The sequence below is a fragment of the Bradyrhizobium sp. ISRA436 genome (assembly GCF_029910015.1).
Classification (GTDB): Bacteria; Pseudomonadota; Alphaproteobacteria; order Rhizobiales; family Xanthobacteraceae; genus Bradyrhizobium.
This window is the reverse complement of record NZ_CP094519.1, coordinates 3,406,778-3,425,895: the sequence shown is the minus strand read 5'-3', so window position 1 is coordinate 3,425,895 and position 19,118 is coordinate 3,406,778. Positions and strand designations below refer to the sequence as shown.

The 19,118-nt window shown below is 65.3% G+C and carries 19 protein-coding genes and 1 pseudogene; 5 read left to right on the top strand and 15 right to left on the bottom strand.

The window, feature by feature from the left end:
• Positions 1-2: 2 nt before the first annotated feature.
• The 5 genes from ribH to glyA form a co-directional block, all read right to left on the bottom strand.
• On the bottom strand, positions 3-494 hold the full coding sequence (gene ribH, locus MTX23_RS16230; RefSeq protein WP_280977680.1) for a 6,7-dimethyl-8-ribityllumazine synthase: 492 nt from the start codon (positions 492-494) through the stop codon (positions 3-5).
• 112 nt (positions 495-606) lie between these two features.
• Positions 607-1,215, bottom strand: coding sequence for a riboflavin synthase (locus tag MTX23_RS16225; protein WP_280977679.1), 609 nt, complete (start codon positions 1,213-1,215; stop codon positions 607-609).
• 109 nt (positions 1,216-1,324) lie between these two features.
• Positions 1,325-2,476: a bifunctional diaminohydroxyphosphoribosylaminopyrimidine deaminase/5-amino-6-(5-phosphoribosylamino)uracil reductase RibD gene (gene ribD, locus MTX23_RS16220; RefSeq protein WP_280977678.1), complete on the bottom strand. Its 1,152-nt coding sequence runs from the start codon at positions 2,474-2,476 to the stop codon at positions 1,325-1,327.
• Positions 2,473-2,955, bottom strand: a complete 483-nt coding sequence (gene nrdR, locus MTX23_RS16215) for a transcriptional regulator NrdR (protein WP_280977677.1) — start codon at positions 2,953-2,955, stop codon at positions 2,473-2,475. The genes ribD and nrdR overlap by 4 nt, the downstream gene beginning before the upstream one ends.
• An 83-nt stretch (positions 2,956-3,038) precedes the next feature.
• On the bottom strand, positions 3,039-4,352 hold the full coding sequence (gene glyA, locus MTX23_RS16210; RefSeq protein WP_280977676.1) for a serine hydroxymethyltransferase: 1,314 nt from the start codon (positions 4,350-4,352) through the stop codon (positions 3,039-3,041).
• 381 nt (positions 4,353-4,733) lie between these two features.
• On the opposite strand from glyA, the gene MTX23_RS16205 reads away from it, so the two are divergent.
• Positions 4,734-4,991 (top strand): hypothetical protein, encoded by a 258-nt coding sequence (locus tag MTX23_RS16205; protein WP_280977675.1) that lies wholly within the window; start codon positions 4,734-4,736, stop codon positions 4,989-4,991.
• A gap of 186 nt (positions 4,992-5,177) precedes the next feature.
• On the opposite strand, the gene MTX23_RS16200 is transcribed toward MTX23_RS16205, so the two are convergent.
• The 8 genes from MTX23_RS16200 to MTX23_RS16165 all read right to left on the bottom strand — a co-directional run bounded on the left by MTX23_RS16200 (position 5,178) and on the right by MTX23_RS16165 (position 12,625).
• Positions 5,178-6,677 (bottom strand): tripartite tricarboxylate transporter permease, encoded by a 1,500-nt coding sequence (locus MTX23_RS16200; RefSeq protein ID WP_280977674.1) that lies wholly within the window; start codon positions 6,675-6,677, stop codon positions 5,178-5,180.
• Positions 6,677-7,174 carry a tripartite tricarboxylate transporter TctB family protein gene (locus MTX23_RS16195; RefSeq protein WP_280977673.1) on the bottom strand — a complete coding sequence of 166 codons (498 nt, stop codon included), beginning with the start codon at positions 7,172-7,174 and terminating at the stop codon, positions 6,677-6,679. The genes MTX23_RS16200 and MTX23_RS16195 overlap by 1 nt, the downstream gene beginning before the upstream one ends.
• Positions 7,171-8,139, bottom strand: coding sequence for a tripartite tricarboxylate transporter substrate binding protein (locus MTX23_RS16190; RefSeq protein ID WP_280977672.1), 969 nt, complete (start codon positions 8,137-8,139; stop codon positions 7,171-7,173). Before MTX23_RS16190 ends, MTX23_RS16195 begins: the two co-directional genes overlap by 4 nt.
• A gap of 333 nt (positions 8,140-8,472) precedes the next feature.
• Positions 8,473-9,552, bottom strand: a complete 1,080-nt coding sequence (locus MTX23_RS16185) for a HoxN/HupN/NixA family nickel/cobalt transporter (protein ID WP_280977671.1) — start codon at positions 9,550-9,552, stop codon at positions 8,473-8,475.
• Positions 9,553-10,546: 994 nt separating this feature from the next.
• Positions 10,547-10,768, bottom strand: coding sequence for a hypothetical protein (locus tag MTX23_RS16180; RefSeq protein ID WP_280977670.1), 222 nt, complete (start codon positions 10,766-10,768; stop codon positions 10,547-10,549).
• 20 nt (positions 10,769-10,788) lie between these two features.
• On the bottom strand, positions 10,789-11,022 hold the full coding sequence (locus tag MTX23_RS16175; RefSeq protein WP_280977669.1) for a hypothetical protein: 234 nt from the start codon (positions 11,020-11,022) through the stop codon (positions 10,789-10,791).
• A gap of 185 nt (positions 11,023-11,207) precedes the next feature.
• Positions 11,208-11,726, bottom strand: a complete 519-nt coding sequence (locus MTX23_RS16170; protein WP_280977668.1) for a MarR family winged helix-turn-helix transcriptional regulator — start codon at positions 11,724-11,726, stop codon at positions 11,208-11,210.
• Between the two features lie 437 nt (positions 11,727-12,163).
• Positions 12,164-12,625 (bottom strand): DUF6163 family protein, encoded by a 462-nt coding sequence (locus tag MTX23_RS16165; protein WP_280977667.1) that lies wholly within the window; start codon positions 12,623-12,625, stop codon positions 12,164-12,166.
• 188 nt (positions 12,626-12,813) lie between these two features.
• Between MTX23_RS16165 and hemB the strand changes: the two genes are divergently transcribed.
• From hemB to MTX23_RS16150, 3 genes are all read left to right on the top strand, one after another.
• On the top strand, positions 12,814-13,878 hold the full coding sequence (gene hemB / locus MTX23_RS16160) for a porphobilinogen synthase (RefSeq protein ID WP_280977666.1): 1,065 nt from the start codon (positions 12,814-12,816) through the stop codon (positions 13,876-13,878).
• 118 nt (positions 13,879-13,996) lie between these two features.
• Positions 13,997-14,536, top strand: coding sequence for an RDD family protein (locus MTX23_RS16155; protein WP_280977665.1), 540 nt, complete (start codon positions 13,997-13,999; stop codon positions 14,534-14,536).
• An 84-nt stretch (positions 14,537-14,620) separates the two neighbouring features.
• Positions 14,621-15,397 (top strand): arginyltransferase, encoded by a 777-nt coding sequence (locus MTX23_RS16150; protein ID WP_280977664.1) that lies wholly within the window; start codon positions 14,621-14,623, stop codon positions 15,395-15,397.
• A gap of 6 nt (positions 15,398-15,403) precedes the next feature.
• On the opposite strand, the gene MTX23_RS16145 is transcribed toward MTX23_RS16150, so the two are convergent.
• The gene (locus MTX23_RS16145) at positions 15,404-16,780 is read right to left on the bottom strand and encodes an Nramp family divalent metal transporter (protein ID WP_280977663.1); all 1,377 of its coding nucleotides are present in this window, start codon (positions 16,778-16,780) and stop codon (positions 15,404-15,406) included.
• Positions 16,781-17,098: 318 nt separating this feature from the next.
• Here MTX23_RS16145 and MTX23_RS16140 point away from each other — a divergent pair, with 318 nt between their 5' ends.
• Positions 17,099-18,340, top strand: a complete 1,242-nt coding sequence (locus MTX23_RS16140) for an MFS transporter (RefSeq protein ID WP_280977662.1) — start codon at positions 17,099-17,101, stop codon at positions 18,338-18,340.
• Positions 18,341-18,353: 13 nt separating this feature from the next.
• On the opposite strand, the pseudogene MTX23_RS16135 reads toward MTX23_RS16140, so the two are convergent.
• Positions 18,354-19,108 (bottom strand): annotated as a pseudogene (locus MTX23_RS16135) (IS5 family transposase).
• Between the last annotated feature and the right edge of the window lie 10 nt (positions 19,109-19,118).

The window sequence follows — 19,118 nt, the reverse complement described above, 5'->3', positions numbered from 1 at the left end:
GATCAGGCCTTTGCCAGACGGCGTTTGATGCGCAGCATCGCGAGCGCCGCGCGCGCCGCGTCGCCGCCCTTGTTCAATTCGCTGGCACGCGCCCGCGCCCACGCCTGGGCCTCGGTGTTGACGGTCAGGATGCCGTTGCCGAGCGGGAATTTCCGGCTGACTGCCAGATCCATCAGTCCGCGCGAGGACTCGTTGGAAACGATCTCGAAATGGATGGTGTCGCCCCGCACCACGCAGCCCAGCGCAATAGCCGCTTCATAGGGCTTGCCGCCCGCTTCCGCCGCATCGATTGCGATGGCGATCGCAGCCGGAATCTCCAGCGCGCCCGGCACCGTGATCACGTCATGGGTCACGCCAGCCGCCTGCAGCTCGGTCACCGCGCCCTCCAGCAGCGCATCCTGGATGTCGTCATAGAACCGCGCCTCGACGATCAGCACGCGTGCGCCGGAGATGTCAGTCTTGTCCTTCAGGGGTGCGCGCCGCGCGTCAGCCATTGTCTACCTTCGTCATTGCCGGGCTTGCCCCGGCGATCTGTCGCGCCGGAAGGCCATCTAGTTAAGAGGATGGATACGCGGGTCAAGCCCGCGTATGACACATTTGCGATCGCTATTTCATCTCCGACAGCCGCGCCGCGTAGCGGGCCATCAGATCGACCTCGATATTGACCTCGCTGCCGGTTTTCCAGCCGCTCAAGGTCGTGACCTCCAGCGTATGCGGGATGATCAGCACGGAAAAGGTCACGTCATCGACCGTATTCACGGTCAGCGACACGCCGTCCAGTGTCACCGAGCCCTTGGCCGCGATGAAACGCGCGAGCTCGCGGGTGGTTTTCAGCTCGAAGCGCGCCATGTCGGGCAGGTCGTCGCGCTTGAAGATGGTCGCGATCCCGTCGGCGTGCCCGGCCACGATATGGCCGCCGAGCTCGTCGCCGATCTTGAGCGCGCGCTCGAGGTTGAGGCGGGTTCCCTCGACCCAGCGCTTCGCCGTGGTCATGCCGAGCGTCTCGGCCGCGGCGTCGACGTCGAACCAGGTCTTGCCGCCGGCCGTGCCGGAGGCGACCACCGTGAGGCAGACGCCGTTGCAGGCGATCGAGGCGCCGTCGGCGATCGTGGTCTGGTCGTACTCGCAGGCAATCCGCATCCGATGCAGCTGCCCCTGCGCCACCTGCTTCAGGCTGGTGATTTCACCGACATCGGTGACAATTCCGGTAAACACGACAAACCTCACATTGTTCGTCATGCGCGGGCTTGACCCGGGCATCCACGTCTTGGCCGCAGCGGCAAAGCAAGTCGTGGATGGCCGGGACAAGCCCGGCCATGACGCTCTACGAACGGTCGTAGATGGTCAAAGCATCTTTTTCGAGCGTCTCGCTAGCACGAAGCCCGAAGGTCGGCGACTGCGTGATTGCGGCGAGCGGCATTGCGCCCAGCGCGGGAACGCCGTCGGCGCCGACGGTATCAGGACCGCGCAACAGCCAGATTTCGTCGACGAGGCCGGCGGCGACGAAGGACGACGCGACCCGCGCCCCGCCCTCGACCATCAGCCGCGAGATCCCCTTCTCCGCCAGCGCATGCAACACGGCCGGCAGATCGAGCCCGGGCTGGGTCGCGGTCGCGGCGACGCGGATCACCTGCGCGCCGGCGGCGCCGAGCTTCACCGCGGCGGGCGCTTCCGCCATGTCTGATGTCATCACCCAGAGCGGAGTTTCGCGCGCGGAATGCACCAGGCGGCTGTTGCCCGGCGTCCGCAAAGCGCGGTCCAGCACGACGCGGACCGGCGAGCGCGCCGCCATGCCCGGCAGGCGGCAGGTGAGCAACGGATCATCCGCCAGCACCGTGCCGATCCCGACCAGGATCGCATCGCTCTGCGCGCGCAGCAGATGCACGCGGGTCCGTGCGGTATCGCCGGTGATCGCGACCGGCCGGTTGCCAGCGGCGGCAATCTTGCCGTCGGCGGACACTGCGAGCTTGAGGATCACATGCGGGCGCCCGTCACGGACACGGCGGAAATGCCCGGCATGGTCGCGCGCGGCCTCCGCCGCGCACAGCCCGACATCCACGGCGATGCCCGCGGCGCGCAGCTTGCCGTGCCCCTGCCCCGCGACGTCCGGATTGGGATCCTCGATCGCCGACACCACGCGGGCGAGACCGGCCGCGACGACGGCCTCGGCGCAGGGCGGCGAGCGGCCGAAATGCGAACAGGGTTCGAGCGTCACATAAAGGGTTGCGCCGCGGGCGGCAGGACCGGCACGCCGGAGCGCCTCCACCTCGGCATGCGGACGTCCGCCTGCTTGCGTCCAGCCCCGGCCGATGATCACGCCGTCCTTGACGATCACGGCGCCGACCGCCGGATTGGGCCAGGTCCGCCCCAGCCCGCGGCGGCCGAGCGCGAGCGCGAGCTGCATGAAACGCAGATCGGCCGCCTTCGCGTCCCTGGATTTGTGCGCGAGCTGATCTTCCAGAATGCGGAAGATCATTTTCGCAACGTCGCGATCTGCGGGTCGTCCTCGCCGTGCAGCTCGCCGAGCACGGCCTCGAAATCCTTGGCCTCGCGGAAATTGCGATAGACCGAGGCAAAGCGCACATAGGCGACATCGTCGAGCTGGCGCAGATGCTCCATCACGATCTCGCCGATCGCCTCCGAGGACACCTCCGCCTCGCCGCCACTCTCGAGCTCGCGCACGATCGCGGACACCATCTTCTCCAGCCGCTCGGAATCCACCGGACGCTTGCGCAAGGAGATCTGCAGCGAGCGCACCAGCTTGTCGCGGTCGAACGGCACCCGGCGGCCGTTGCGCTTGATGACCGTGAGCTCGCGGAGCTGCACCCGCTCGAACGTCGTGAAGCGGAAGTTGCAGGCCATGCAGACGCGCCGCCTGCGGATCACAGCGGAATCCTCGGTTGGACGCGAGTCCTTCACCTGCGTATCAAGACTGTTGCAGCTCGGACAGCGCATCCGACGGAGCCCCTAACCGAGCATGATCCGGAAAAGTGTGTAGCGGTTTTCCGGGAGATCATGCTCACATAGCGAGATGAACCTTACTGATAGATCGGGAAACGATCGGTCAGCGCCTTGACGCGCTCCTTGATCGCAGCCTCGACCAGCGGCGCCTTGCCGTCCGGCGACTGCGCGAGCGCGTTCAGGACCTCGGCGATCATGCCGCCGACCTGCTTGAACTCCGCGACGCCGAAGCCGCGGGTGGTCGCCGCGGGCGTGCCAAACCGCAGGCCCGAGGTGACGAACGGCTTCTCGGGATCGAACGGGATGCCGTTCTTGTTGCAGGTGATGCCGGCGCGGACCAGCGCCTTCTCGGAGATGTTGCCCTTCAACCCCTTCGGACGCAGGTCGACCAGCATCAGATGGTTGTCGGTGCCGCCGGAAACGATGTCGAGGCCATGGCCGCGCAGCGTCTCGGCCAGCGCCTTGGCGTTCTCGACCACGTTCCTGGCGTAGACCTTGAACTCGGGCTGCAGCGCCTCCCCGAAGGCGACGGCCTTCGCTGCGATCACATGCATCAGCGGGCCGCCCTGCAGGCCCGGGAAGATCGCCGAGTTCAGCTTCTTGGTCAGGTTCTCATCGTTCCACAGCATCAGGCCGCCGCGCGGACCGCGCAGCGACTTGTGCGTCGTCGTGGTGGTGACGTGGGCGTAGGGTACCGGCGAAGCATGCACGCCACCGGCGACGAGGCCGGCGAAATGCGCCATGTCGACCATGAGATAGGCGCCGACAGAGTCGGCGATCTCGCGGAAGCGCTTGAAGTCCCAGGCGCGCGAATAGGCCGAGCCGCCGGCGATGATCAGCTTCGGCTTCACCTGCTCGGCCTGCTTGGCCACCGCATCCATGTCGATGATCTGGTCCTCGCGCCGCACCGTGTAATGCGCGGCCTTGAACCACTTGCCGGACATGTTGACCGGCGAGCCGTGCGTGAGATGGCCCCCGGCCGCGAGATCGAGACCCATGAAGGTGTCGCCGGGCTGCAACAGCGCCAGGAACACCGCCTGGTTCATCTGGCTGCCGGAATTCGGCTGGACGTTGGCAAAGCCAGCGCCGAACAGCTTCTTGGCGCGATCGATCGCCAGGTTCTCGGCAACGTCGACCCACTCGCAACCGCCATAGTACCGCGCGCCCGGATAGCCCTCGGCGTATTTGTTGGTCATCACCGAGCCCTGCGCTTCCAGGACCGCCCGGCTGACGATGTTTTCGGAGGCGATCAGCTCGATCTCATGGCGCTGGCGGCCGAGCTCGCCCTTGATCGCGGCCGCGATCTCGGGATCGGCCTCGGCAAGCGTGGCCGTGAAGAAGGAATCGGGCGCGGAAGCAGTGGTTGCAGCGTTCTTGGGCGAAGAGGTCATCGGCGAAATATCTCCACCGCCGCAAGCCTTTACACGGGATGCGGACGGTCACGAGTGGCGGTCGAAGCTGGTCGCAGAGCGTTACCACATCGGCCCAAAATGGCCAAGCGGTTGCGGTCCCCCGCCGCCAATTATGCCAGATATGGTGGGAATGGCAGGGATTCGCCAGATCGACCGGGACCGGGCTCCCGCCCCCGGGGCCCCCCGCGCCCCGGCCGGAGCGGCGGCGAAACCTGCGGGACCGGAGCCGGCCGCGGGACGCCTGGGAAGCCGCCGCCAGCGTTACATGACCGGCAACGCCGTGTGATAGATGGTCCGATCGGAATTCGCGAATGGATCCTTTACGGGGTCCATCACGTCATTATTGATTGGTTGTGCAGTGTGAAACGCGGCCGCGTCGGCGACGCGCCGCAGCATGCGACGGCAGGATATGCGGCGAGGAGCGCGACTTTGGTCGCGATCTGGATGATGAGCAAGACGACCAAAGAACTCAAGAAGCAGGCCCGCAAGGCCGAAGTCGCGGCAAAGGCGACCGCCGATGAGATCGTGACCAAGGAGCTGAAGGCGCTCGCGTCGGCGTTTCGCGCCCAGGCCAAGGTCATCAAGCAGAACAAGAAAAAGAAGACTTCGCCTGCGTGACCGCCGGCTCGCGCATTTGTGCGCGGCTTGCACACGACGATACCGCCGACGACGCGCGCCAATGATTGCTGGGCGCGCGTCTTTTTGTATATCACACAGCTCTCGACTCCTTCCTCTCCGCAACGCTGTCAGCGCGCTGGCGCTGACGACGAATTGCACACCGCCATATCGTGGCGTGTCGCAGCGCTAATCCTCGTTCGCCTTGAACCGTCCCAGCCCCTTCAGCACGAACGGCGCCAGCAGGGCGATCAGCGCGATCGCGAGCAGCGTCGCCGACATCGGGCTTTGCAGCAGCACCAGGGGATCGCCAAGGCTGATCGCCAGCGCACGGCGCAACTGGCTCTCGGCAATCGGCCCGAGGATGAGCCCGATGACGACAGGCGCGATCGGAAAATCGAACCGGCGCATCACAAAGCCCATCACGCCAAAGCCCGCCAGCATCGACAGTTCGACGACCGACGGTTTTGCCGCGATGGTGCCCATGGTCGCGAACACCAGGATGCCGGCATAGAGCCAGGGCTGCGGGATCGCGAGCAGCCGCACCCACAGGCCAACCAGCGGCAAATTGAGCACCAGCAGCATGCCGTTGGCGATGAACAGGCTCGCGATCAGCCCCCACACCAGGTCGGGCCGCTCGGCAAACAAAAGCGGCCCGGGGTTCAGGCCGTATTGCTGGAAGCCTGCCAGCATCATCGCCGCGGTCGCCGATGTCGGCAACCCGAGCGTCAACAGCGGCACCAGCGTGCCGGCGGCGGAGGCGTTGTTGGCGGCTTCCGGCCCGGCGACGCCTTCGATGGCCCCCTTGCCGAATTCGTCCGGATGCTTGGTCAGTCGCCGCTCGGTGGAATAGGACAGGAAGGTCGGGATCTCCGCGCCGCCGGCGGGCAGCGCGCCGATCGGGAAGCCGAACAGCGTGCCGCGCAGCCATGGCTTCCATGACCGCCGCCAGTCCTCGCGCGTCATCCACAGCGAGCCGCGCACCGGCTCCAGCTTCTCTTCCGTATGATGACGGCGCGAAGCGACGTAGAGCGCCTCCCCCACCGCGAACAGGCCGACCGCCAACGTCGTCACCTCGACGCCGTCGAGCAGTTCGGGGATGCCGAAGGCGAGCCGCGCCTGACCGGTCAGCTTGTCGATGCCGACAAGCCCGAGCGTCAGCCCGATGAACAGGCTGGTCAGCCCGCGGACCGGAGAGTCGCCGAAGGTTGCCGAGACCGTGACGAAGGCGACGCACATCAGGGCGAAGTAATCCTCGGGCCCGAAGCGCACCGCGAAATCGACCAGCCAGGGCGCAAGGAAGGCGAGACCGATGGTGGCGATGGTGCCGGCCACGAACGAGCCGATCGCCGAGGTCGCGAGCGCCGGACCGCCGCGGCCGGCCTTCGCCATCTTGTTGCCCTCGAGCGCGGTCGCCATCGACGCGCTCTCGCCCGGCGTGTTGATCAGGATCGCGGTGGTCGATCCGCCGTACATGCCGCCATAGTAGATGCCGGCGAACATGATCAGCGAGCCGCCGGGATCGAGCTTGTAGGTCACCGGCAGCAGCAGGGCGACTGTCAGCGCCGGACCGATGCCCGGCAGCACACCGACCGCGGTGCCGAGGAAGACGCCGATCAGCGCATAGAGCAGGTTCATCGGCTGGACGGCAACCGCCATGCCATGCGCCAGCGCGGCGAAGGTATCCATCACAGCAGTCGCTCCAGCGGGCCGGTGGGAAGGCTCAGCGTCAACAGCTTGTCGAACGCGAGATAGATCAACGTGGTCATGACAAGCGCAATGGCGGTGTCGGCCAGGATGGCGCGCCGGCCGAATGCGGCCGAGGTGGTGACGAACAGCGCCGAGGTGGCGAGGATGAAGCCGCCGCCGAAGCCGATGATGGCGATCAGGAGCGCAAGCCCGCCGATGATCAGCCACACCGGCCTGGAATCGGCGCTCTCGCGCGGCGGCAGCTTGCCGCGCAGCGCATCGATCAGGTTGCCGATGGCAAGCATGACGAGGCCGACGGCGATGACGACCGGCATCGCCTCCGGCCCCATTCCGTACATCGTGGTGGATGGCAGCTTGCTCGCGTCCCAGACCAGCACCGCAGCGAGCGCGGCAAGCGCCGCCGCGATGACAAGGCCCGCGCGATCGACGCGCCGCGCTGGTTGGTGCGCCTCGGCGGAAGTGCCGTCCGGCGTCATGACTTCACGAGGCCGACGGACTTCAGCACGTCGGTCACGCGCACGGTCTCCTTCTTCAGGAAATCCGCGAACGCGTCGCCGCCGAGATAGGCGTCATCCCAGCCCTTCTGCTTCAGGATCTCCTTCCAGGCGTCGGACTTGACCATCTTCTCCACGGCGTCGCTCAGCGTCTTGCGCTGCTCCGGCGTGATGCCGGGCGGCGCGACCACCGAGCGCCAATTGGCCAGCACCAGATCGATGCCCTGCTCCTTGAAGGTCGGAATGTCGACGCCGGCCAGACGCTTCGCCGAGGTCACGCCGAGCGCGCGCAGCTTGCCGGCCTTGATCTGACCCTCGTATTCGCTCAATCCCGAGATGCCTGCCGTGACCTTGCCGCCGAGAATGGCGGCCAGCGATTCTCCGCCGCCGGAAAACGGAATGTAGTTGATCTTCCTGGCGTCGGCGCCGACCGCGCCCGCGAACAGCGCGGCCATCACGTGGTCGACGCCACCGGCCGAGCCGCCGGCAAAGGTCACCTTGGCGATATCGGCCTTGACGGCGGCTGCGAGATCCTGCGCGGTCTTGATCGGCGAGTTCGCGGGCACCACAATGACCTGAATCTCCTCGGTGAGACGCGCGATCGGCGTCACCTGATCGAGCGTCACCGGCGACTTGTTCATGGCGAGCGCCCCGACCATCACGAAGCCGTTCACCATCATCTGGTTGCCGTCGCCCTTGGCGCCGTTGACGAATTGCGCGATGCCGACGCTGCCGCCGGCGCCCGGGACGTTCGTCACCTGGACGCTGCGCGCGACGCCGGAGGCGACGAGCGCCTGCTGCATCGATCGCGCGGTCTGATCCCATCCGCCGCCAGGCGCCGCCGGCGCCATCAGCTTGAGCTCGAGCTGCTGCGCGGTCGCCGTATGGCTCGCTCCCAGCATCAGCGCGACGATCGCGCCGAGCAGGCGCATGCGGGACGGGATCATTGGGGCTCCTCCTGATTATCGGAGCGGCCGATCGATCATCGCCGCATCCTGTCACGTAGTCGCATCGTCAGTCGGCGCGGCGTTGTTTGAAGGAATCGCTTGCCGATGTCGGATGCCCCTAGCGACCATTCGACACAGGCTTCGGCAAGCCGACCGATGCGACAACCCGGTGCTGCAAATCGTCGCACTGCCGAGCGTGCGATTCGATGATATGCGGCGGTCCGAATCAGGCGGTCGCAGCCGCGCGGTTGGCGGTCCGCTCCGCTGCTCTGACCTGATTGCACGGCGAACCGCCCTTCCCGGGCAACAACGATCTCGGGCGGCGTCGGCGCCTCAGCCTGCCGGGCTTTCGCCCTTGATCTCGTCGAACCGACCCAGCCGATACACCAGCACCGAGATCAACCACGCGGCGATGAACACGCCCACGATGAGATATCCGAGCAGGCTGAAATCATCACTGATCTTGCCGACGAGATCCCAGAAGGGTCCTTGAAGGTCGAGCTTGCTCGCAATGAGACCGAGCGCCTCGATGCCGCCGATCAGGAGCGCCACGACGATCGAGATCAGGGTCATAGTCAGGTTGTAGTAGAGCTTGCGCACCGGCTGCCGGAACGCCCAGCCATAGGCCTGGACCATGATGATGCCGTCGGCGGTGTCGACGAGCGACATGCCGGCGGTGAACAGCGCCGGAAACACCAGGATTGACCATATGGACAAGCCGGCGGAGCCTTGCGCGGCGGAAATTCCGATCAGGCCAATCTCGCTCGCCGTGTCGAACCCCAGTCCGAACAGAAAGCCGAGTGGATACATCTGCCAGCTCTTCGTGATGAGCGCGAACAGCGAGCGCAGCATGCGGGCCAGCAAGCCGCGCTGTTGCAGGAGATCGTGAAGCTCCTGCTCGGTGGCGTGATCGCCGCGGCGGGACGCCTGAAAGGCGCGATAGACCGAGATCAGGATCATCGTGTTGATGAGCGCGATCACCAGCAGGAAGGCCGCGGACACGCCCGTCCCGATCACGCCGCCGAGGGCCTTGAAGCCCTCGAACCGGGCTTCGAGGGCGCCGACCGATAGAGCAACCAGCAGGGAGGCTGCGATCACCACCGTCGAATGGCCCATCGCGAAGAACAGGCCCGCTGCCGCCGGCCGCTTGCCGTCCTGCATGAGCTTGCGCGTGACGTTGTCGATCGCCGCGATATGGTCGGGATCGACGGCATGGCGAAGCCCGAGCGTGTAGGCAAGCGATGCCGTTCCAAGCAGCAGCGGATAATCGCGGAAGCTGAGGTAGGCCCACAGCCAGACCGCGACATTCACCAGGATCAGCAGCGCACCGAGACAATACGCCTTCGCCTTGGCATCCGCCGGCTCGTCATCGAACAGTCTTGAGATCAATGCACGCCCGCCATCGCCGGTCACCAGCGATCCCCGCTGGATCTCTGCAGTTCGATTTGCCCGGCGCCTCGACGCTAGCGGCACCTGTATGACGATACAATACGAATATCATACCGCATCCAAGTCGCCGTCTGCGTGACGTGTGTCACGCGACTTCGTGCACCGCCTGCTCACGTCGATCGCGGAAAAGAGCGACGCAATCTGTCCGCAGCACGATGATGACGCGTGGCAATTCTGCCACGACGTTCGGGATTCGCGCCCGCGCCTCGATCCCGTTCACCGCGCGGTAGCAGGCCCCATTGAGGCCGCCCCTTGGCACTGATTTGCCCGACGGCGCAAGGCCGCGCAGCGAAAATATTTCTGTTTTCCGGAACTGAAACTCAGTGTATGAATGGCCCATCTCACCCGCTTGAGGGGCGCTTCGCGATCGTCACGAGTGTTGGGTGGAGATGCGGTGGACGCCGCTGTCACGGCTGACGAGCGTGGCAGATAGCGGACGGTGAAGTCGTGCAGGCCTGACGCCCTAGTGGCAGGTGTCTCCTTGCAAAGCGCGAAGCGCTTTTGCAAAGACGGTGACAACAAAGCCCAGTCTCGCCGGGGCGAGCACGTATAAGCCGTAAAGCCATCGCGCAGGGAAAGCCGGGATTGCTCCGGTTTCACCTGTGGTCCTACCTCCCGTGCTTTCCATTTGCACGGGACCCATGGGTGCGATCGGCACCCGGCTTTCCCTGCGCCCTCTGATCAAGAAAGGGCGAAACGAGATGCAAAACTCGGACGATTCCCGTCGCGAGAATGCGGACTCACATCTCTCTCAGTCGTCATGCCCGCGCATGCGGGCATCCAGTACGCCGCGGCCGCTCGGTTCAAGCACTGGCGGCTCTGGAATACTGGATCACCCGCATGCGCGGGTGATGACAACGTCACCAGGCTGTTTGACAGTTGAATCGGAATTTGCGTCTCGTCATTACACGAGCGCGCTGACACGTTTCGCAATGACGCGGCGAGAGCCGGCCGTGCGCTACAGCCCCGTATACCCGGCTTTCACATGGTCCGTGCTGCCGTCGAGCTGCCGCAGATAGGTCAGGCCGCAGACGGTTAACCGATGTGGATCGGTCTCGCCCGCCTCGAACAATGTCCGCACGTACTCGGTCACCTTGGCGCGCGCTTCGTCGCTTGCTGCGGCCGTGCGATTGAGCAGCAGATCGTAGGTCAGCATGATGCGATCGATGGCGGCTTCCATTGATGTCTCCGGGTTAACGCTCAAGCGACGACCAGCGTCTCGGCCTCAAATTGCGCGATCGCCTTGTTGGCGAGGCGAATCCTGTTGCGCTCACCGCGCTGGAACAGCTTCACGATGATGCCGAGCAGGCGCTCGTTGGTGACGAACGTGTCGGGAATGGCGCCGGACTTCCGCAGATAGTTGGATGCGATGGCGTAGGCGTCGCCGACGACCTCGGCATTCAAGACGACCTGCATTCCGTGCTCGACCACCATGTCTCCCGTCTCCGTTGGGCTGACGGATAAGCCGTAACGAACGGCTTGGTTCCCCGCCGGAGTGCTTTTTTTCGCAGATGCAGCATGACAAAACGCACCGGCCGGGCATGGCCGATGCGTGTCTGGAGGATGGCTGCCGGTCTTCTGGATCGGCCGGCTTGGCCGTCAGGCGGGAAAGCTGGGTCTTAGAGGCGATAGAGGATCTGGTCGGTCCAGAAACGCTCGAGGCGGTGCAGCGACTTGTTGAGGCTCGCGAACTCCTCGTTCGAGATGCCGCCGACCTGCTCGACCGTCTTGACGTGCTTCTGGTAGAGCGCGTCGACGATGCGGCGGACTTCCTGGCCCTGCGCGGTCAGACGAATGCGCACCGAGCGGCGATCGACGCGTGAGCGCTGATGATCGAGGAAGCCGAGCTCGACGAGCTTCTTCAGATTGTAGGAGACGTTGGAGCCGAGATAGTAGCCGCGGGTGCGCAGCTCGCCGGCGGTCAGCTCCTTGTCACCGATGTTGTACAGGAGCAGCGCCTGCACCGAGTTGATGTCGGCGCGGCCGCGGCGATCAAACTCGTCCTTGATGACGTCGAGGAGCCGGCGATGCAGCCGCTCCACCAAAGTCAGTGCTTCGAGATAGAGCGGCTGCACCGGCGATTGACCGGCAGCGCGATCAGCGGTTTCCACCGCCGTTGTCGCAACGGCTTTGATCATGACACTTCCCCTGTTGTCGTTTTATCGACTTATTCGACGAAACTTGTGTCCCGCCTGATAGGTGCAACGTAAGGGGGTGGTTTGAAGATCAGCTTAAATAAGACAATAAAGAGATCATGAATTTAAGACAGTGAATCGCGGATTAAGCCCGTAGATCAAGGGCTTTTCGCAACTTTTCATTGACGGTGGCGGGCCCTTTGTTCACGCTTCGTCTGCCTCCCCTGTCACATTCGGAAACAGCTTCGTTTGAATTCGAAACGGTGACGTAACAGGTGTGAGGGAACCCTTTACGGTCACCGAACGGTTACCGGAAAAATCTTTGAAAACTTTATGGGATCGCGTGGTGCATTCTCTGCACGCGATGCGCGTAGGGCCGGATTCATCAGGCTTTCGCCGCGAGGCCACAGCGATGCCCGCAAGCGGTGGCGCGCGAGGCGCTACGGCGGCCGTTCGCGCGCCGCCATCCAGGCGAGCGCGAGATAGGCGGCGAGCATCACCGCTTCGAACCCGACCACCATCAGGCTGCCGCCGTAGATCGTCGGGAACATCAGCTCGATGACCGCCATCGACACCACGGTGGTCAGCCACACCACGGCTCCCCAGGGCGTCGCAAGCCACAATCCGACCGCGGCGACCAGTTCGATCACGGCGAAATAGACCGTCGCGGTCTGCCAGGCCCATGACTGGTTCTCGAAAGCCTCCTCCTCGCCGCCGACAAAGCCGGTCACCTGGGCCCAGTGATAAAGGCCCTTGGCGATCGACACGACCGCCATGATGCGCAGGAAGATGACGAGCCGCCGCGTCCACGCATTCTCATCCGGCTCGATGCGGTCGGAGGAGATCCCGCCGACCGTCATGGCATTGTCCCGCGCCTGATCGCGCGCAGAAGTGTCAGACATGCGAATCGCCGCGCAAGGGCTGCAAGTTGGGGTTCATGGCGGCAGTCTTGGCCCGCCGTAGCCGCAAAATCAATTGCCGTTGCGGCAAATCGAGGGCGCCAACGGCGCAATGACGGCGCCCCCTGAAAGATGCTAGAAATGGAATTATATCAGATCCGGCCCAGTCGGCCGTTGGGGAGACCAAAGACATGGCGATCAAATTCGGGCGCCCGATCGAACCGCGCGATGCACCGCGGCGCCAGGCCGATACCCTCGCCTCGTCGTCGCTCGACCTCACGATCCGCCTGCGTCGCAACCGCAAATCGGAATGGGCGCGCCGGCTGGTGCGCGAGAACGTGCTGACGACCGACGATCTGATCTGGCCGATGTTCGTGGTCGACGGCCGCAACAGCCGCACGCCGGTTGCCTCGATGCCCGGCGTCGAACGGCTCACGGTCGACCAGATCGTCCGCGACGCCGAGCGCGCGGCCAAGCTCAACATCCCCTGCATCGCGCTGTTTCCCTTCACCGAGCCGTCCTTGCGCGACGAGCAGGGCTCCGAGGCGCTCAATCCCGACAACCTCGTCTGCCAGTCGGTGCGCGCGATCAAGAAGGAGTTTCCCGATATCGGCGTGCTCTGCGACGTCGCGCTCGATCCGTTTACCAGCCACGGCCATGACGGGCTGATCGCCGACGGCAAGATCCTCAACGATGAGACGGTTGCGGTGCTGGTGAAGCAGGCACTGACGCAGGCCGAGGCCGGCTGCGACGTGATCGCGCCCTCCGACATGATGGACGGCCGCGTCGGCGCGATCCGCGAGGCGCTCGACGACAACGGCTTCGGCGACGTCCAGATCATGTCCTACGCGGCGAAATACGCCTCCGCCTTCTACGGACCGTTCCGCGACGCCATCGGCTCGGCCAAGACGCTGACCGGCGACAAACGCACCTATCAAATGGACAGCGCCAATTCCAACGAGGCGCTGCGCGAGGTCGAGCTCGACATCGCCGAGGGCGCCGACATGGTGATGGTGAAGCCGGGCATGCCCTATCTCGACATCGTGCGCCGCGTAAAGGACACCTTCGCGATGCCGACCTTCGTGTACCAGGTGTCGGGCGAGTACGCGATGATCGCCGGCGCTGCCGCGAATGGCTGGATCGACGGCGAGCGCGCGATGATGGAGAGCTTGGTCGGCTTCAAGCGCGCCGGCGCCGACGGCATCCTGACCTATTTCGCACCGAAGGCGGCGGAGAAGATCAAGGCGGCGAGTTGAGGGGCAGCGGATGGGGAAGCGCGTTCCCTATTCGCCATTCGCCATTGGCTCCCTCCCCCCTTGGCAGGCCAGACGCAGCTTCCCATCTCCTGCTCGGGACTCTCATCGGAGGTTGGTCATGTCCTACGGCAATGACGGCGGCACCTGGCGCAACGACGGCGGCGTTCCACCGCACGCGTTCGATCCATGGACGCAGCCGGAACTGTTCCGCGGCGTGCTAACGCGACGCGTGTTCGCTTTCTTGATCGACCTCGTGGTGCTTTCGGTGCCGGTGATCCTCGCGGTGCTGTTCATCGCGATTTTCGGCATCGTCACGCTCGGCCTCGGCTGGGCACTGTTCTGGCTGGTGTCGCCGGCCTCGATCGTCTGGGCGATCGTGTATTACGGCGCCTCGATCGGCGGCCCTCACTCAGCCACCATCGGCATGCGGATGATGGATCTGGAACTGCGCACCTGGTACGGCGCCCCTGGCTACTTCGCACTCGGCGCCGTCCATGCCGTGCTGTTCTGGGTGACGGTCTCGTTCCTGTCGCCGCTGGTCCTGCTGGTCGGCCTGTTCAACGGCCGCCGCCGGCTGCTGCACGACATCATCCTCGGAACCGTCATTATCAACAGCTCGGTCCGGGCCCCAGTGGCGCCGGCCGCGCGCGCCTATTAGGCCCGCCTAAACCAATTGACCGTTAGTCTTTGTGGGGCGATGCTTATTCGGCTGCCTGTTTTGTGTGGAGCCTGACGACCTGACGTGACCCAGCACTCGCGTGATACTCCGCAGTTCTATCTGACCGCGCCCTCGCCCTGCCCTTATCTGCCGGGCCGTCATGAGCGCAAGGTGTTCACGCATCTGGTGGGCGATAAGGCGGGCGATCTCAACGACTTGCTGACCCATGGCGGCTTCCGCCGCAGCCAGTCGATCGCCTACCGCCCGGCCTGTGACCAGTGCCGCGCCTGCGTCTCGGTCCGGGTGATCGCCAACGAATTCCGCCCATCCCGCAATTTCCGCAAGGTCCTGGCCCGGAACGCCGACATCGTCGGCGAACAACGCAGCGCGGTACCGACCTCCGAGCAATATTCGGTCTTCCGCGCCTATCTCGACCGCCGCCACCGCAACGGCGGCATGGCCGACATGACGGTGCTCGACTACGCGATGATGGTCGAGGACAGCCATGTCGAGACGCGGATCATCGAATACCGCAAGCGCAGCGCCGACAGCGCCATCACCGGCCGTGGCGACGAGCTGGTGGCGGTAGCGCTCACGGATGTGCTCAGCGACGGGCTGTCGATGGTCTATTCGTTCTTCGAGCCGTCGCAGGAAAGCCGCTCGCTCGGCACATTCATGATCCTCGACCATATCGCCCGCGCCCGCCGGCAAGGCCTGCCCTACGTCTATCTCGGCTACTGGATCGAGGGGTCCACGAAGATGGACTACAAGAGCCGTTTCCTGCCGCAGGAGCGGCTCGCGCCAAGCGGCTGGCTGCGCGTCGACGCCGCCGGCGAGGTGCTGGCGGAGCCGCAGGACTGATCCTCGTTACCCGAAGAACGTATCGATCAAGAGGTTCAGGTTCAGGATCACGATCAGGCCGGCCACGATCCATGCCGCGGCCGCAACCGGCGCGGAGATCGCGAACGCGCCCATCTTGCGCTTGTCGGACACGAAGCGCACCAGCGGGATCACCGCGAATGGCAGCTGCATCGACAGCACGACTTGGCTCAGCACCAGAAGCTGTGCCGTGCCGCTCTCGCCATAGAGCGCGGCAACGGCGATGACCGGGATGATCGCAATGCCGCGCGTCACCAGCCGCTGCGCCCAGTCCGGCAGCCGCAGGTCGAGAAAGCCCTGCATCACGATCTGGCCGGCCAGCGTCGCCGTCACCGTGGAGTTGAGGCCGGATGCGAGCAGCGCCACCGCAAACAGCGTCGAGGCGATACCGAGGCCGAGCAGCGGCGACAGCAGCTCGAAGGCCTGATCGATCTCGGCGACATCCGAATGGCCGCTCCTGTGGAAGGTCGCGGCCGCCAGCACCAGGATCGCGCCGTTGACGAACAGCGCCAGCATCAGCGCGATGGTCGAATCGAGCGTCGCCCACTTGATCGCGTCGCGCCGGCCTTCCTCGGTGCGCGGATAGGCGCGGGTCTGCACGATCGAGGAATGCAGATAAAGGTTATGCGGCATCACGGTGGCGCCGATGATGCCGATCGCGATGTAGAGCATCTCCGGATCGGTGACGATCTCGCGCGACGGCATGAAGCCACCAAGCACGGCGGCAACCGGCGGCGCGGCGGCGGCGATCTGGACTGCGAAGCAGACCGCGATGACGATCAGGAGCGCCACCACGAAAGCCTCGAGGAAACGGAAGCCGCGGTTCATCAGGAGCAGCAGCAGGAAGGCGTCGAGCGCCGCAAGCAGCGCACCGCCGATCAGGGGAATGCCGAACAACAGCTTGAGCGCGATCGCGGTGCCAATCACCTCGGCGAGGTCGCAGGCGATGATGGCGGCCTCGCAGGCGAGCCACAGCAGGAAATTTACCGGCCGCGAATAGGTCGCTCGGCAGGCCTGCGCCAGATCACGGTCGGTGGCGATGCCGAGCCGCGCCGCAAGCGCCTGCAACAGGATCGCCATCAGGTTCGAGAGCAGGATGACCGACAGCAGCGTGTAGCCGAACTTGGAACCGCCGGCGAGGTCGGTGGCCCAGTTGCCGGGGTCCATATAGCCGACCGACACCAGGTAGCCCGGCCCGGCGAACGCCAACAGCCGCCGCCACCACAACCCGCCCTTCGGCACCGCGACCGTCGCATTCACCTCCGGCAGGCTCCGGGCATGGCCGGCATCGCCGCGCCAGCCGGAAGTACCCGGCAGGGCGTCGAGGCGAGAAACAGCGGTTACTTCAGGCGATCGAGCATCCATACCACCAAAGATGGCTGAACAGTCCCCTAAATGCAACTCATTTGCAACTGCATCTAGGCTCACGAAGACGCTATCGCTCAGCAACTCGCGGAACCGCCGCGCCCCCAAACCACATTCCAACCAAGCCGCTGGTCGGCACCATCACAGGTCAGATCGCCGCGGGTCCCAAACCGCAGTGATGGCCTGAGCCGGCTTGGATCTCCGCATTGAAAGGGCCCGCCTCACGACGGGCCTTTGCTTTGGCGTTGTCGGGAAACGGGTGGGATGGGACGTCTTCAAACCACACTATGGCTAGATCGAATTCTCAGGGAATCTGCCATGTCCGCCGATACGCATCACCTGCCAGCCACGTTCAACCGCCTGGCTTGGTCTAACCTCGCCGCGCAATCGGCCGAGCAGATTGCTCTGGCCGCGGCTCCCATTGTCGCCGTGCTGCTGCTCGGCGTCGGCGAGGGTCAGACCGGCCTGCTGCAGACCGCGCTGACGCTGCCCTTCATCCTGTTCGCAATTCCCGCAGGCCTGCTTGCCGACCGCGTGTCGCGGCGCTGGGTCATGGCGGGCTCCGAGGCGCTGCGCGCGGCCGCGCTCGCGACCATCCTGCTGTCGATCTGGTTCGGCTTCCTGACCCTGCCCTTGCTCGCTTTTCTCGGCTTCGTCGCGGTCTGCGGCACGGTCGCCTACAGCGTCGCTGCGCCCGCGCTGGTGCCGTCGCTCGTGACATCGCAGCAATTGCCGGCGGCAAACGCCCGCATCGAACTGGCACGCACCGTGGCCTTTGCCAGCGGTCCCGCGCTCGGCGGCGTGCTGGTCGGCTGGGTCGGCGCTGCCCCTGCGTTCGGCTTTGCCGCAGCGCTGTCGGCGATCGCGGTCGTGCTGCTGGCCGGCATCTATGAACCTGCGCGCCAGCCGGCGCCGCGGCGCCATCCGCTGCAGGACATCAGGGAAGGCGCCGCCTTCGTGCTGCACCACGCCCTGCTGCGGCCGGTGTTCATCACCCAGTTCATCTTCAACACCGCCTCCTTCCTCCTACTCGCCGTGTTCGTGCCCTATGCCGTACGCCATCTCGGACTCAGTGCGACCGGTGTCGGCACGACGCTCGCAATGTACGGCGTCGGCATGGTGGTCGGCGCGCTGTTTGCGACCCGCGTGATGAAGCGGCTGGCGTTCGGCACCGTGATCGGACTCGGCCCGGTGACCGGCTTCGTCGCAGCGGCCGTGATGGCGCTGACGACCTGGTTTCCGACGCCGCTGCTCGCAGGCCTGAGCTTCTTCCTGCTCGGCGTCGGCCCGATCCTGTGGGTGATCTCGACCACCACCCTGCGGCAGTCGGTGACCCCGCCCTCGCTGCTCGGCCGGGTCTCGGCGATCAACATCATGAGCTACGGCGCCCGCCCGCTCGGCTCCGCGCTCGGCGCCATTGTCGGCGGTCTCTACGGCGCCGAAGCCTGCCTCCACCTCGCGGCCGCAATCTTCGCGGCGCAGGCGCTGGTGATCCTGATGTCGCCCGCGGTGTCGCTGACGCGCCAGCCCGACATGGTCGGCGAGCCGGCGCGGTGCTAAGGTCCGGACTCAATCAGGTCCACCAAATGATAGCGGCAGCAAGATTGACGGCCGAGAGGAAGTTTCTGGCGAGCTTGTCATAGCGGGTTGCAATGCGCCGCCAGTCCTTGAGCCTGCAAAACATGCGCTCGACGAGGTTGCGCCGCTTGTATGCGGCGCGGTCGAACGGATGGAAGCGTTTTCGGGTGGGATTGTTTGGGATGACCGGGGTTGTTCCCCGTTCGATGAGGAATTGCCGCAGTTCGTTCGCGTCATAGGCCGTGTCGGCCGCACAGCAACGCGGTGGTGGCAGAGAGCTGAGCAGGGGCAGCGCCGCGCGGATGTCACCACGCTGACCTGGCGTTACTTCGAGCGCGATGGCGCGTCCGAGACTGTCGCAGACGGCGTGGATCTTGGTGGTCCTGCCACCGCGGGAACGACCGATGGCCTGAGCCTCCGCCCCCCTTTTCCACCGGCCGCCGCACGGTGCGCCTTGGCGGTCGTGGAATCGATGGCCTGGAAGTCGTCATCGGGCGACAGGCCCCGAAGTGCTTCGAACAGATTGCGCCAGACCTCGCGCCGCGACCAGCGGTTCCAGCGATTGTAGACGGTCGTGTAAGGGCCGAACACTGCCGGGCAATCGCGCCAGCGGCAGCCGGACTTCAACACATGGATGATGCCACTGATCACGCGGCGATCATCGACTCGACGAGCGCCGGGCTGATTTTGCGGCAGCAAGGGCTCGATTGCTGCCCACTGCCGATCATTCAACCAAAACTCGCCCGCCATGATCCAAGCC

Coding starts and splice junctions, on each gene's coding strand:
- hemB (WP_280977666.1), top strand. CDS start 12,814: ATGGCGATCAAATTCGGGCGCCCGATCGAACCGCGCGATGCACCGCGG.
- MTX23_RS16165 (WP_280977667.1), bottom strand. CDS start 12,625: ATGTCTGACACTTCTGCGCGCGATCAGGCGCGGGACAATGCCATGACG.
- MTX23_RS16145 (WP_280977663.1), bottom strand. CDS start 16,780: ATGGATGCTCGATCGCCTGAAGTAACCGCTGTTTCTCGCCTCGACGCC.
- MTX23_RS16175 (WP_280977669.1), bottom strand. CDS start 11,022: ATGGTGGTCGAGCACGGAATGCAGGTCGTCTTGAATGCCGAGGTCGTC.
- MTX23_RS16195 (WP_280977673.1), bottom strand. CDS start 7,174: ATGACGCCGGACGGCACTTCCGCCGAGGCGCACCAACCAGCGCGGCGC.
- MTX23_RS16200 (WP_280977674.1), bottom strand. CDS start 6,677: ATGGATACCTTCGCCGCGCTGGCGCATGGCATGGCGGTTGCCGTCCAG.
- glyA (WP_280977676.1), bottom strand. CDS start 4,352: ATGACCTCTTCGCCCAAGAACGCTGCAACCACTGCTTCCGCGCCCGAT.
- MTX23_RS16140 (WP_280977662.1), top strand. CDS start 17,099: ATGTCCGCCGATACGCATCACCTGCCAGCCACGTTCAACCGCCTGGCT.
- nrdR (WP_280977677.1), bottom strand. CDS start 2,955: ATGCGCTGTCCGAGCTGCAACAGTCTTGATACGCAGGTGAAGGACTCG.
- MTX23_RS16180 (WP_280977670.1), bottom strand. CDS start 10,768: ATGGAAGCCGCCATCGATCGCATCATGCTGACCTACGATCTGCTGCTC.
- MTX23_RS16170 (WP_280977668.1), bottom strand. CDS start 11,726: ATGATCAAAGCCGTTGCGACAACGGCGGTGGAAACCGCTGATCGCGCT.
- ribH (WP_280977680.1), bottom strand. CDS start 494: ATGGCTGACGCGCGGCGCGCACCCCTGAAGGACAAGACTGACATCTCC.
- ribD (WP_280977678.1), bottom strand. CDS start 2,476: ATGATCTTCCGCATTCTGGAAGATCAGCTCGCGCACAAATCCAGGGAC.
- MTX23_RS16190 (WP_280977672.1), bottom strand. CDS start 8,139: ATGATCCCGTCCCGCATGCGCCTGCTCGGCGCGATCGTCGCGCTGATG.
- MTX23_RS16155 (WP_280977665.1), top strand. CDS start 13,997: ATGTCCTACGGCAATGACGGCGGCACCTGGCGCAACGACGGCGGCGTT.